We start from the raw sequence: 13,008 nt of genomic DNA on the forward strand, positions 1-13,008 counted from the left end.
ATATTCTGGAGTGCAGATTTCGAACATATCTGCTGCTCTCACCTGGGTTTCTAATTCACGGCAATTGGTTCGGATAATAGAGGCATTTTCCATTCTTAAAATATACATATCTGCACCTTCTGCCCCAACAATTTTAGGGCATAACATGAGGGCATTCTGCATAATTAAGTTAGCGGTCATTTCGGCCATCTCTCCTTCCAGTGTTTCGCAGAACAGGGCGGCATATTTATATACGGCTCTTGCCTGGTTGTAAAGGCTTTTAGCCCTGGTCACTTTTAGTCTGACCTTTTCTGCATCAACACTTGATAGATTTTCTTCATCCTCATCATCTCGGCCAAATCGGCTAAAATGCTCCCATTCGGGCATATGGTCCATGTCATCAAATTCCATATTCTTCAAAATTTTCTACGTTATGGTACGTAAGAGAGCGTAATATATTAATTTTCAATGAAAAAGACTAGGCCTCAATTAACGGTGCTCTGCGAGAGCCATCATATAATTCATACTCTAGTAAACGACAGTCTAATTTACCATTATAAAATTCAACTTTTTTAGCAGCTTTTAATCCAATTTTCTTTGCAAGATCAGGATTTCCGGTGAAAATATATCCAGAATAGCCCTTGCATTTTGTTTTCATAAAATCGCCCATACGTTTATAGGTCAATTCTAACTTGCTGTGCACCCCTAAACGCTCACCATACTCAGGGTTAAAAACAACAACACCTTTGCCATCTTCAGGAACTGTTGTTAACTCAAAATCGCAAACTTCGAATTCGATTAAAGTATCAACACCAGCAGTTTTAGCATTTCTCCGGGTTACTTCAACTGCATCTTCCGAAAGATCGGAAGCTACTATTTTAAGGTCAACATTTTTAATTACCTGATCTTTTAAAATTCTACGCTCAGCGAAAAAATCTTCTTCATTATAACCTAAGATGTGCATAAAACCATAATTCATGCGGTATAATCCTGGGGCACGGTTGGTTGCAATCAGTGCTGCTTCGATAGCTAATGTTCCTGAACCGCACATTGGGTTAATAAATGGCGATTTTTTATCCCAGTTGCTTGCTAAAATAACCCCCGCGGCCAAAGCTTCTAACATGGGGGCCTTGCCAGGTATTTTACGGTAACCGTGTTTGGCGAGGGTTTCGCCTGAGGTATCCATAAAAACATCGGCATCTGCATCTTTCCAGTRTAAATGCACTACTGTTTTATTTGCATCCGATCCAGAGTTCGGGCGGATGCCTTTTTTCTCTTTCATACGGTCTACAATTGCATCCTTTACCTTTAAGTTTGCGAAAAGTGGTGTGGTAATATTTGGGTTATCAACATTTGAGGTTACCGAGAAATAACCCGAAAAATCGATCAGTTCTTCCCACTCAATGGCTGCAATTTCATTGTATAAATCATCGGGTGTAATGGCCTTGAAACTTTTTATGGCGTAGAGAATCTGACTGGCACAGCGCAAGTTCAAATTGAGCTTTATGCACTCTGTAAGCGTGATATTGAGCTCAACACCCGTAGCAAAAGACCGCTCGATGGTATAACCTAAAGCCGTAACTTCTTCTTGTAAATAAGGCGAAAGGCGCTTGTTGCAGGTAATAATTACCTTGCTTTTATTGTGGAAAACTTGCATCATAATATATGCGAAGTTATCAATAAAATTATAGAGATTTGATGTTTATAGTACATTAAGTAGTATTAGATATGGAAATTAAAGGAAAAGTACACGAAGTAGGTGCCACACAACAAGTAAGTGAAACGTTTAAAAAGCGTGATTTAATAATAGAATACGCAGAAAATCCAACATACCCAGAATATATCCGTTTTGAGGCTTTACAAGATAAAACTGCATTATTAGATACATTTAAAGCAGGCGATGAGGTTGAGGTTTTCTTTAATTTACGCGGTCGCCCTTGGACAGATAAAGCAGGTAAAACATCATATTTTAACAGTTTGGTTATTTGGCGTATAAATGCAGTTGCAGCAGGTGCTCCAGCAGCTACACCAGCTTATGCAGCTCCGGTTGATGTAAGCAATGCACCAGGTGAAGATGATGATTTGCCTTTCTAAATAAAGAATCTTTTTTAAGCAAACAATTTTGAACCATGCCGAGGCTTTAGTCTCGGCATTTTTTTTGGCCCACCTCAGAATCCGAAGTTCTTCCATCGCTTAGACTTTCGAAGTTTACCGGGTCCCGTGCTCCCAAAAACTTCGGAAGTCTTCTCAGCGCTGTTAAAATATGTTAAAAACAAACACTTCGCTTAGCTAATCAGTATTTTTGATATCTGTTTAGATTTAAGAAGATTATGCCCCGGTTTTTTTAATTTTAAAACCAATCTAGTTCATGAAGAAAAAGAGTTTTTGGTTAATTACCGTTTTAATGACGGTGGCTTTGCTTGGTGTTTTTGTAATGCAGCTGTATTACATCAGGGAATCGTATAAACTAAAATCTCAGCTTTTTGATGAGCAGGTAAACCAAACGCTAACATCGGTAGTAAATAAACTACAACGTAGAAATGTTGCCGATCACTTAAACCGTAAAGATGCTGAAAATAAACTGAAGCAGTTACAAGACTCCAGGCAACGGGCATTAGACATTAAGGATTTACGGCAACAATATGTACAAGAGGCAGAGCTGCGGCAAGCCGAGAGGGAAAATCAGATCGAAAGTTACCTGAACCAACAAGATAGTATTATCCGCGTATCTTATCGGGCGCCCAATGTAATTTCTGAAAGGGAATATACTTCGTTGAGTTCGAAGAACGGCGACAAGCTGGATTTACAGATGGATGCGATTATTGATATTAAGAGCCTTATTTTAAAAGGTTATAGCATGCGCTCAAAGCCTTTTACGGCGCCACCAAAAGCATTCGAATTTAAAAGCCTGCAAAGTTTGCCTGATACATTAAGGTATTTGGTTTTTGATCCCAGAGATGGTACTCCAGGTTTCGCAAATGTTCCAAAGATCCCAAACGATTTACAGAAAAAATTTCAACGTGAAGATGAGATTGAGCGGAAAAAATTAGAGCTTAAAATTGCAGCATTGGGCAAAGATACTTTTTCATATACCCGATCGAGTGTAGTTGAGGATGTATCTAAAGAATTGCAGGAAACCAATGTGCCGATTTATAAACGCATTAATTTTAATTCGTTAGGCGTTTTATTAAAGCAAGAACTCCTTGCCAATAATATTACACTAGAACCTTCTTACCGGATTTCGCTAGCGAGAAAAGATTCGACCATTTATATGACGGCATCTAACGTTAAAGGAGAGTTTTTGCCCGAAAATACCTATAAAACACCTTTGTTTGGAAACGATATCTTTCGCGATCCCGGGATGCTTTTCGTCAGTTTTCCGAATAAAAATTCGGCAATTATTTCTAACCTAAGTGCAACGCTCGCCTCATCCATCGGCCTGTTACTGGTACTTGTTTTTATTTTCTCATATACTCTTTATGCTATTTTAAAGCAGAAAAAACTGTCGGAGATGAAAACAGATTTCATCAATAACATGACGCATGAATTTAAAACCCCTGTGGCTACTATTATGATTGCGAGTGAAGCTTTGAAAGATCCGGAGGTTACAGCAGATAAGGCCCGGTTAAAGCGCCTGGCTGGGATTATTTATGATGAAAATGTTCGTTTAGGTAATCATATCGAACGTGTTTTAAGTATTGCCCGCTTAGAAAAAGGTGAGCTTAAAATGGAGAACACCGAAGTAGATGTGAACGATTTGATTGTGATTGTGCTGGATAGCATGGAATTACAGTTACAGAAAAGGAATGCCATTATCAATGTACATACCGATGCAGAGCATGCCATTGTATATGGTGATGAGCTGCACCTGTCTAATGTAATTTATAACCTTATTGATAATGCAAATAAATACAGTAGCGATACGCCAGAGATTACCATTACTACCCGCAATACAGGTAAAAATTTAATTATCGAAATAGCAGATAAAGGCATTGGAATGACCAAGGAGCAGTCTAAACGGATTTTCGACCAGTTTTATAGGGTGCCAACAGGTAATTTACACGATGTTAAAGGCTTTGGCTTAGGTTTAAATTATGTTCAGGATATAATAAAAAAATTGAATGGAACCGTTAAGGTAAGTAGCGAAAAAGATAGAGGAACCACGTTCGAAATATCTTTACCTTTATAAACAGTTAAACATCGGTACAAAAACTTGCTTTATCGATACATTAAAATAGAACAGGTTTAATTTAGCTAATATAGTGGAGTATTAATTTAATCTACAACATAAATTAAACCGTTATGCATATTCAGAATCAAACTTTCAGTGTAGCCAGTGCTACATATGTGAATAAAAACAAGAAAATGAAAAAAATACTTCTGGTAGAAGACGACCCAAATTTAGGTTTATTGTTACAAGACTATTTGCAGCTTAAAGGCAAGTTTGATGTAGTATTATGCACCGATGGTGAGGATGGATTGAGAACGTTTAATAAGCAGAACTTCGATTTATGTATTCTGGATGTGATGATGCCTAAAAAAGATGGTTTTACTTTGGGTAAAGACATTAGGAAGGTAAACACACAGGTACCCATTATTTTTGCAACGGCTAAAACCATGCTGGAAGATAAATCTGCTGCTTATGATTTAGGTGGTGATGATTATATTACCAAACCTTTCCGTATAGAAGAGCTTTTACTACGGATTAATGCCATGTTTAAGCGTGTGGCCAATAAAACAGATAACAACGATGAGGCTGCCGAAACACAGTTTTCTATCGGTCAATATCATTTCGATTATACAACCCAGATTATTACCGATAACGATCATCAGCAAAAACTTTCTACCAAAGAAGCCGAGCTGTTGCGTTTATTGTGTTTGAAAAAAAATACTGTTTTAACCCGCGAAGAGGCATTGTTAAGTATCTGGCATGATGATAATTACTTTAACGGACGGAGCATGGACGTGTTTTTGAGTAAGTTACGTAAGTATCTCAGGGCAGATCCGACAGTAGAAATTATTAACGTGCACGGAAAAGGCTATAAGCTTTTGGTAAGTTAAATTAACTAGACCAATCGTCCTCCTGAACTTGTTTCAGGATCTATCATGATGCCGATTTATCGTCATTTCGACTGGAGTGCAGTCCCGAACCTTCGGGAGAGAAATCTTTTATGGATCTCTCCGCTACGGTCGAGATGACGGATCGATGAATTAGATATATAAATTCTCCTGAATAGCGGGGATTATATTCCGCTCTTGAGCAAGTTTAAATAAGGTATCAACTGCTTTTCGGCCTTCTTCGCCAAGGTTTATGCTGTATTTATTCACATATAATTCGATGTGTTTGTACATCACGCTTTCTTCCATGGCCTGGGCATGCTGGCGGATAAAATCGATCCCCGATTTTGGATGTGCGAAGGCAAACTCCACCGACTGGCGGATTAAACGGTTTACTTTTAATTGTACCTCGCGATCTAAATTACGGTTGATTACGATGCCGCCCAATGGGATGGCACAACCAGTTAGTTTTTCCCAATAATCGCCTAAATCAACAATTTTGGTTAAACCTTTATCCTGATAGGTAAATCTGTTTTCGTGAATAATCAATCCTAAATCAATCTGCTCGCTAAGTAAAGCCGATTCAATTTCAGAAAAAACAAGCTCCTGTTTATTTTGTAAATGAGGATAAGCAATTCCCAGCAGGAAATTAGCGGTGGTATATTTTCCTGGTATTCCAATTCTTAGTTTGGAGYCTGGCGTTTGGAGTTCAGCGTCATTTTCTCCATCGAAATGATTCTTACTGATTAATAACGGCCCAACACCAAAACCCAGGGCACTCCCAGCGTCGAGTAAAGCATACTGGTTGGCAACATAGGCAAAAGCATGGAAACTTAACTTGGTAATATCTAATTCGCCTCTAAGTGCCTTTTGGTTTAACGTTTCTACATCATCATAAGAAACCTCAAATTCTAACCCTTCAGTGTCAATTTTATGGTGAATTAGTGCATCGAAAATAAATGTATCGTTAGGGCAGGGAGAAAATCCAAGTGTAAGTTTCATCTATTTATTTTTTTGTTTTCAGTTGTTAGATGGAGCCTTTGACAATTAAAATAATTATTTTAATTGTGTCGGGTTCATAAATCAAAATTAAGTACTGCGGTAAACTAATCAGTCATAATCAGTTCATTTCTCCAACAAAAGCAATGGCCCAATCGTTTAAATTTTTAATAGCCAAGCCAATTTTCCAATTGTCTTTATTTCTTGGCTCTACATAATTAGATATACTTCTAATCTGTAAACAATCGATGTTTAACTGTTTACTGGCATAGAAAACCGCGGCACCTTCCATGCTTTCGGTAGTTGGGTTTAACCTCTTGATTAGATTTTTAATACTTTTTTCGCTCCCCGTTACACAGTTCATGGTTATCCCTTTTGCTACGGGTAGGTTAACGCTTTTGTGTGTTTTCGAGGTGTAATGGTTTTCCCCAAAACCCAAATCGCTTATGGTTAAAAATTCGTCTCCATTTTCGGCGCCCAGTTCGGCAAAAGTATCTTCGGTAATATTTAATACAGTACCTAAAGCTATATTCCGATCGAAGCTTCCAGCGATACCGAAATTTACCACAAGGCTATATTTAGATGAAAGATGTTTGCCCAGGGCAAAGGCTGTTGCTACCATTCCAACACCAGTGATCAGCAGATCGAAATTTTTACTCTCTACAAAATCTCCATCCGGCAAATTAAAATGTTGATAAAAGAAGGTGAGTTCGGCTTTTGYAGCAGCAACAACTAAAGTTTTCATAACGTAAAGTTAGCAGATTGTTTTCATTTAAGTTTTGTGTAAGCTTTGGTCTTTAGTCTTTAAGCTTAAACCTTTATCCGTATATTTGCATTTTATTTTATAGTAATGATTTACATAACGAGAAAAGCATCCTTCAATGCGGCGCACAAATTGGCCCGTACCGATTGGGATGATGATAAAAACAATGAAGTTTATGGTAAATGTGCCAACCCCAATTGGCATGGCCATAACTATTGGTTATATGTTACAGTTAAAGGCGAAGTTAATCCAGAAACCGGTTTTCTTGTTGATTTAAAATGGCTGAAAGACGTAATGAATGATTATGTGGTAGACAAGGTTGATCATAAAAATTTGAATCTTGATGTAGATTTTATGAAAGGCAAGTTGGCTTCAACAGAAAATCTGGCCATAGAAATCTGGAAACAATTATGGGCGCCGATTGCAGAGAGCGGCGCAGTTTTACATTGCGTAAAAATATACGAGACCGAAAATAATTTTGTTGAATACTTTGGTTAAAAACCTAAATTAATGAGCGATAAAGACGTATTGAAAGGCGAATCGAGAGACGGTTATGTAAAAATAGACCGTTACAACGAAGATAAAATTGAAGCTGTAGCTACACATTATAAAGATATTCTTGGCCAGTTGGGCGAAAATCCAGAACGCGAAGGTTTACTAAAAACACCGGAGCGCGTGGCTAAAGCGCTGCAATATTTAACACATGGTTACGATTTAAAACCTGATGAGATTCTGAAGGGCGCAATGTTTGAAGAAGATTATAGCCAAATGGTTGTGGTTAAGGATATTGAAGTGTATTCGATGTGCGAACACCATATGCTACCATTCTTCGGTAAAGCACATATTGCTTATATTCCTAACGGACACATTGTTGGTTTAAGTAAAATCCCACGCGTAGTTGATGCTTTTGCTCGTCGTTTACAGGTACAGGAACGTTTAACGAACGAAATCAGAGATTGTATTCAAAATACCCTTAACCCAATGGGCGTTGCAGTAGTAATGGAATGCAGGCACTTATGCATGTCTATGCGTGGCGTGCAAAAGCAAAATTCGGTAACCACAACATCTGCCTTTACCGGAACTTTTTTAAGTAACGATAAAACAAGAGCCGAATTTTTAAGGTTAATTACCGCAAGTTTAGACTAGTTTGTGTCAAGTAAATAGTATCAGGAGTTAAGAACAAGTATCAAGTAGAAAGTAATAGGTATCAAGATAGGGCAATAGATAAAAACGCTGGCCGATAAACGCGATACGCCAAACTAATTATAATGAAAGCATATATTTTTCCCGGACAGGGAGCACAGTTTGTAGGTATGGGTAAAGATCTTTATGAGCACCCAAAAGCTGCAGCATTATTTGAACAGGCCAATGAAATTATCGGTTTCCGCATTAGCGATATTATGTTTAGCGGAACAGATGAGGAGCTTAAACAAACCAATGTAACCCAACCGGCAATCTTTTTGCACTCGGTTATTTTAGCCAAAGTGTTGGGCGATGATTTTAAACCAGACATGGTTGCAGGCCATTCCTTAGGCGAATTTTCGGCATTAGTTGCCGCAAATGCACTAAGTTTTGAAGATGGATTAAAACTGGTTATTGCCCGTGCAAATGCCATGCAAAAAGCATGTGAAGCACAACCATCAACCATGGCCGCTATTTTAGGTTTAGCTGATGATGTAGTTGAAAAAATCTGTGCAGAAATTGATGCTGTGGTAGTTCCTGCAAATTATAACTGCCCAGGGCAATTGGTAATTTCGGGCAGTATAGAAGGGATTGACCTAGCTTGTGCTAAACTAACAGAAGCAGGCGCTAAAAGAGCTTTAAAACTAAATGTTGGCGGTGCATTCCATTCTCCTTTAATGGAACCTGCAAAAATTGAATTACAGGCAGCTATTGAGGCCACTCATATTTCTGCACCAATTTGTCCGGTTTACCAAAATGTTGATGCAAAGCCATATACAGATCCAACTGAAATTAAAGGCAATTTAATTAAACAATTAACGGGTGCTGTACGTTGGACACAAACAGTAGGGAACATGTTAGCCGATGGTGCAACTGAATTTGTAGAAGTTGGCCCAGGCAATGTTTTACAGGGATTGGTTAAAAAGGTAAGCCGCGAAGTACAAACAAGTAGTGCTGCCATAGCTTAATTTATTCAAAATAGAATATTTTGCCACCGCCATAAACTCAGTTGTTTATGGCGTTGTTTTTTATCAATATTTAATATCTTTATCCGTAGATGAAAATGAGCTTTGGTATAAAAATAAGATTTCTATTGCTTGTTTTGGGCTGTTGCCTCATTGCAACTTCTATTTCGTTAAGCAGGTTTACAACCAAAAATGAGCTCCTCGAGCACGATGCACAAGAGATTCAGCACAACCTTTTAATCAAAGAAAGATCTGTTCAAAGTTTTCTGACTGATAAAAAACAGGTTGCCAAAGCCAAACAATTTCATCTCGATCCTAATAATGCAATAGATTTTATCGATAACTATCGCAAAAAGAGTGGTATAAATTTATTAACCTACCAAAACAATCAGCTTAAATTCTGGAGTACCTACAAAATATCAGAAATAGATCCAACTACAATAAAAGAGGGTAGTTCGGTGTTGTTTTTTTATAACGGCTGGTATGAGGTGATTAAAAGTACCCAGGGCGATTTTAGCCTTATTTTCTTAATCACCATTCAATCTCAATATCCTTTTAAAGAAACAAAGTATTTTAAAAATGATATCGATCCAATTTTATCAAATACCAAAATATTAACATTTGCATCTTTTACCGATAAGGATGTATATGTAATAAAAAGCCTGGATAATAAGTTTTTATTCGGACTTAAGGTTAAGCCAGGGTATGCGGAAACTCATTATTCGGGTACGCAATTATGGTTGTTTGTTGCCGGTATGTTGTGCATTTGCATGTTTTTTAACTCTTTGAGTTCGTTTATTGCCCGGCGTGGCCATATTGCCTGGGGTACTTTTTTATTGTTGTTTTTCTTCCTGGCATTTCGGTTAACAGATTTATATTATGGTTGGTTTAACCACAGGTTTACTTTAGATCTATTTGATCCGAGGATATATGCCGATAATTTTCTGATGCCTTCGCTTGGCGATTTTCTGTTAAATGTAATTGCACTAACCTGGTTGCTCTTGTTTATGTACAACCATAAGGAACAATATAAGTTTCCGGGATGGATTAAGCGGAGCAAAATAATTGGAGTTGTTATTCAGGCTGGCTTGATGGTGTTGATAGGGCGGATAGTTTGGGATACCGATGATATTTTCTTCGGGTTGATTTTTAACTCAAAAATTAATTTCGATATCGTTAATATCCTTAAGCTTAGCGGTACCAGTTGGGTAGGTATTGTGATTTTATGTCTGGCCTGGTTTCAGATTTACCTGATAACGGCTGTTTCAGCAACAGTAAGCAGTCAATTAAATGTTACCAATAAAGAGCGGGTCATTATTTTCTTAATTGGCTTTGCAGGTGTTTTTATCTACAAGCTAGCGGTAGATTTTAATGCCTTTTTTATCGTTTTTGCCCTTGTATTATTTATCGTGGCACGGGCTGTTTATTTAAAAGGAAAAAACTTCTCAATCGGCATGTTTGCCATCGTATTTTTCTGCCTGGCCTTTAATACCTCTATTAAATACACCAAGTATAAAGATATTAAGGAAAGAAGTTTGCGCGAGCCCTTGGCCAGGAAAGTGCAATCGTCAGAAGATCCGAATGCCATTATTGCTTTAGGTACTTTGGGGAATGAAATTGTTAAAGATAATTTTCTGACAAGCTATTTTACTCAAAACCGAAAAGGCAGTTACTCGGTGCTCAAAAATCATATCAAAGATTATTTAGATGGCTATTTAAACCGCTACGATTATCAGATCTATCCATATGATAGATTGGGTGCTGCGATAGAAAATTCTGATACACCACCGATTGATAAATATAAAAACCTGGTTGAGGCAGGCTCTGTTAAAATTGATGGATCTAACTTTTTTTATCAGGTTAACAATACATTTGGTTATCAGGATTACTTTGGTATCATTTCGGTTGTAGATAGTGGCAGTTTATTAGGCACGCTTATTATCGAACTCCGCTCGAAGCCGTATAATTATAACAATCGCCTACCCGATCTCTTAGGGGATCAAAAAATGATCAAAGATGAAGATTTTAAGGGTTATTCCATTGCCTTGTACAGCAATAATAAATTGCTTAATCAATCTGGAAATTATACTTACCCTTTAGATGGAAGCATATTTAAAGGTAAAAAGGATGATTTTATAACCAGTAATGATGATAAACTTCGTTACAGCCATTTAATTTATAAGCCTACTGATAGCAAAATGGTTGTAATCAGTAAAGAGAAGGTAGATTATGTAGAACGTTTAGCTGCGCTATCGTTTTTCTTCCTGATATTTATCATCTTCTCTTTGTTGCTTTATGGTTTAATATGGCTAATCAAAAATCTCGATGATGATAAGGTGGGCTGGTTTAGTATCAATAGATCTTTAATGATCAATGCCAATAAAATTTTGTACAAAACCAGAATCCAGGTATCTATAGTGACTTATCCAAAACTCTATAACTATAAAATTATTGGTAAAAAGATGGGTCCATCAGCCTTTGCTTCTTTAGGAGGCTTACATCGATCAGAATTTATTAATGCTGAAGAAAAGATAGGCAACTTAACCTACGCTGCAGCATATGCCCCCATCAGGAATGCACAAAATAAAACAATTGCCTATATCGGCCTGCCAAATTACTCTACCGAAGAAGAATATACAGATAAACTGGCACTTTTTGTAAGTAACCTGATTAATCTTTACGCCCTGGTATTTGTGGCTATTGGCGTATTGGCTGTATTTTTGGCCAATCAGATTACCAGTCCCTTAACTTTTATTCAGGAAAGTATTAGTAAAACGAAAATCGGGCAAAAGAACGAGCCCATCGTATGGCGTAGGCATGATGAGATCGGCTCTTTAATTAAGGAGTATAACCACATGATTGCGGCCTTAGAAGATAGTGCGATTAAGCTCGCCAGATCGGAACGGGAGAGTGCCTGGCGCGAAATGGCGAAACAGGTTGCCCACGAAATCAAGAATCCGTTAACGCCTTTAAAATTAGGTGTTCAGCTGTTAGAAAAATCGTGGAAAGAAAAAGATCCAAACTTCGAACTGAAGTTTAATAAATTTAGCAAATCGTTTATAGAACAGATTGATAGCCTTTCGAAAATTGCTTCTGAGTTTTCTAATTTTGCCAAAATGCCCGATACCAATCTGGAGCGCCTTTCTTTACTTCCGATTATTGACCAGGCGAGAGAAGTATTTAAAAGCACGGAAAATGTAACCATTGATGTGATTGATAAAAGTGAGAAGGACATCGAAATCATGGCCGATCACGATCAGCTTTTGAGAACATTTAACAACCTGCTTAAAAACGCAATAGAAGCTATTGATGAGGAAACTTTATGCTGCATCACCATCATTATATATGTAGATGCAAAAAATGCATATATCGAAATAAAAGATAATGGAAAAGGCATCCCACCAGCCCTGCACGATAAAATATTTGTACCAAACTTCACTACAAAAACGTCAGGTACAGGTTTAGGTTTAGCTTTTGTTAAGCAGGCTGTAGAAAATGCGGGAGGTTCAATTAAGTTTACCTCAATAAGCGGTTTAGGAACAACGTTCTATCTGAACTTTCCTTTAGCTTAAATTAAAACAGGTAGCGGTTGGTTAATCAGAGGTGAGATTTATCTCAGCTCCACTTGAGCCTTGCCCATGGTATTACCATCAGCATATAAAATAACGGTATATATGCCTTTTATAAATGGTTTAGGATTTGCCCAGTCGATAACATAGGTACTGTCATCGTTATTGTAGTTAATAAAAATAGAATGGCTGAACTGCATATCCTGCCCATCAGCCTCAAAATGGTTTTCCTCGTCTGCAAGCAGGTTCCCAGCGGGATCGAATACCCGGAGATAAATGTTATGATGTCCTTTTTCTGCTAATTGGTTAGGCACAACATTAAAGCGCACGCTTAACTTTTCGGCGGTAGATGATTTGGTTACTTCAACTTTTTTACCACTTGATTTCGTTCTGAAAGCGATAATTTCGGCAGATTGAAGCTTTAATACCGCAGCAGTTTTAACTTTCGCATTTAGATTAGCGTTTTCGCTCTCTAAGTTCGATGCCTTACTGC

The 13,008-nt window shown here is 37.7% G+C and carries 11 protein-coding genes and 1 pseudogene; 7 read left to right on the top strand and 5 right to left on the bottom strand.

Annotated features, from left to right (window positions below; genetic code table 11):
- Both AC1DND_RS07560 and AC1DND_RS07565 read right to left on the bottom strand, forming a co-directional pair.
- The coding region (locus tag AC1DND_RS07560) for a hypothetical protein (RefSeq protein WP_477580452.1) at positions 1 to 390 on the bottom strand (390 nt) is incomplete at its 3' end.
- A gap of 67 nt (positions 391 to 457) precedes the next feature.
- Positions 458 to 1,636, bottom strand: coding sequence for a THUMP domain-containing class I SAM-dependent RNA methyltransferase (locus AC1DND_RS07565; RefSeq protein WP_477580466.1), 1,179 nt, complete (start codon positions 1,634 to 1,636; stop codon positions 458 to 460).
- Positions 1,637 to 1,707: 71 nt separating this feature from the next.
- Here AC1DND_RS07565 and AC1DND_RS07570 point away from each other — a divergent pair, with 71 nt between their 5' ends.
- From AC1DND_RS07570 to AC1DND_RS07580, 3 genes are all read left to right on the top strand, one after another.
- Positions 1,708 to 2,073, top strand: coding sequence for a DUF3127 domain-containing protein (locus tag AC1DND_RS07570; protein WP_029274214.1), 366 nt, complete (start codon positions 1,708 to 1,710; stop codon positions 2,071 to 2,073).
- A 274-nt stretch (positions 2,074 to 2,347) separates the two neighbouring features.
- Positions 2,348 to 4,168, top strand: a complete 1,821-nt coding sequence (locus tag AC1DND_RS07575) for a sensor histidine kinase (RefSeq protein WP_477580455.1) — start codon at positions 2,348 to 2,350, stop codon at positions 4,166 to 4,168.
- Between the two features lie 176 nt (positions 4,169 to 4,344).
- Entirely contained in the window at positions 4,345 to 5,040 is a 696-nt protein-coding gene (locus AC1DND_RS07580) for a response regulator transcription factor (RefSeq protein WP_029274212.1), read from the top strand.
- Positions 5,041 to 5,190: 150 nt separating this feature from the next.
- On the opposite strand, the gene AC1DND_RS07585 is transcribed toward AC1DND_RS07580, so the two are convergent.
- Positions 5,191 to 6,039 (bottom strand): menaquinone biosynthesis family protein, encoded by an 849-nt coding sequence (locus AC1DND_RS07585; protein WP_477580457.1) that lies wholly within the window; start codon positions 6,037 to 6,039, stop codon positions 5,191 to 5,193.
- 118 nt (positions 6,040 to 6,157) lie between these two features.
- A complete protein-coding gene (gene mqnB / locus AC1DND_RS07590) occupies positions 6,158 to 6,781 on the bottom strand; it encodes a futalosine hydrolase (protein WP_477580459.1) in 624 nt (207 codons plus the stop codon).
- Positions 6,782 to 6,886: 105 nt separating this feature from the next.
- On the opposite strand from mqnB, the gene AC1DND_RS07595 reads away from it, so the two are divergent.
- The 4 genes from AC1DND_RS07595 (at position 6,887) to AC1DND_RS07610 (ending at position 12,518) form a co-directional block, all read left to right on the top strand.
- The gene (locus AC1DND_RS07595) at positions 6,887 to 7,297 is read left to right on the top strand and encodes a 6-pyruvoyl trahydropterin synthase family protein (protein ID WP_029274209.1); all 411 of its coding nucleotides are present in this window, start codon (positions 6,887 to 6,889) and stop codon (positions 7,295 to 7,297) included.
- Positions 7,298 to 7,309: 12 nt separating this feature from the next.
- Positions 7,310 to 7,945: a GTP cyclohydrolase I FolE gene (gene folE, locus AC1DND_RS07600; protein WP_029274208.1), complete on the top strand. Its 636-nt coding sequence runs from the start codon at positions 7,310 to 7,312 to the stop codon at positions 7,943 to 7,945.
- Positions 7,946 to 8,067: 122 nt separating this feature from the next.
- Positions 8,068 to 8,949, top strand: a complete 882-nt coding sequence (gene fabD, locus AC1DND_RS07605) for an ACP S-malonyltransferase (protein WP_477580462.1) — start codon at positions 8,068 to 8,070, stop codon at positions 8,947 to 8,949.
- A gap of 95 nt (positions 8,950 to 9,044) precedes the next feature.
- On the top strand, positions 9,045 to 12,518 hold the full coding sequence (locus AC1DND_RS07610) for a sensor histidine kinase (protein ID WP_477580464.1): 3,474 nt from the start codon (positions 9,045 to 9,047) through the stop codon (positions 12,516 to 12,518).
- Between the two features lie 38 nt (positions 12,519 to 12,556).
- On the opposite strand, the pseudogene AC1DND_RS07615 reads toward AC1DND_RS07610, so the two are convergent.
- Positions 12,557 to 13,008, bottom strand: a pseudogene (locus AC1DND_RS07615) (hypothetical protein); the annotation flags it as partial.

The sequence above is a fragment of the Pedobacter sp. 01N416 genome, assembly GCF_056399685.1.

Coding starts and splice junctions, on each gene's coding strand:
- AC1DND_RS07595 (WP_029274209.1), top strand. CDS start 6,887: ATGATTTACATAACGAGAAAAGCATCCTTCAATGCGGCGCACAAATTG.
- AC1DND_RS07570 (WP_029274214.1), top strand. CDS start 1,708: ATGGAAATTAAAGGAAAAGTACACGAAGTAGGTGCCACACAACAAGTA.
- folE (WP_029274208.1), top strand. CDS start 7,310: ATGAGCGATAAAGACGTATTGAAAGGCGAATCGAGAGACGGTTATGTA.
- AC1DND_RS07610 (WP_477580464.1), top strand. CDS start 9,045: ATGAGCTTTGGTATAAAAATAAGATTTCTATTGCTTGTTTTGGGCTGT.
- AC1DND_RS07580 (WP_029274212.1), top strand. CDS start 4,345: ATGAAAAAAATACTTCTGGTAGAAGACGACCCAAATTTAGGTTTATTG.
- AC1DND_RS07575 (WP_477580455.1), top strand. CDS start 2,348: ATGAAGAAAAAGAGTTTTTGGTTAATTACCGTTTTAATGACGGTGGCT.
- fabD (WP_477580462.1), top strand. CDS start 8,068: ATGAAAGCATATATTTTTCCCGGACAGGGAGCACAGTTTGTAGGTATG.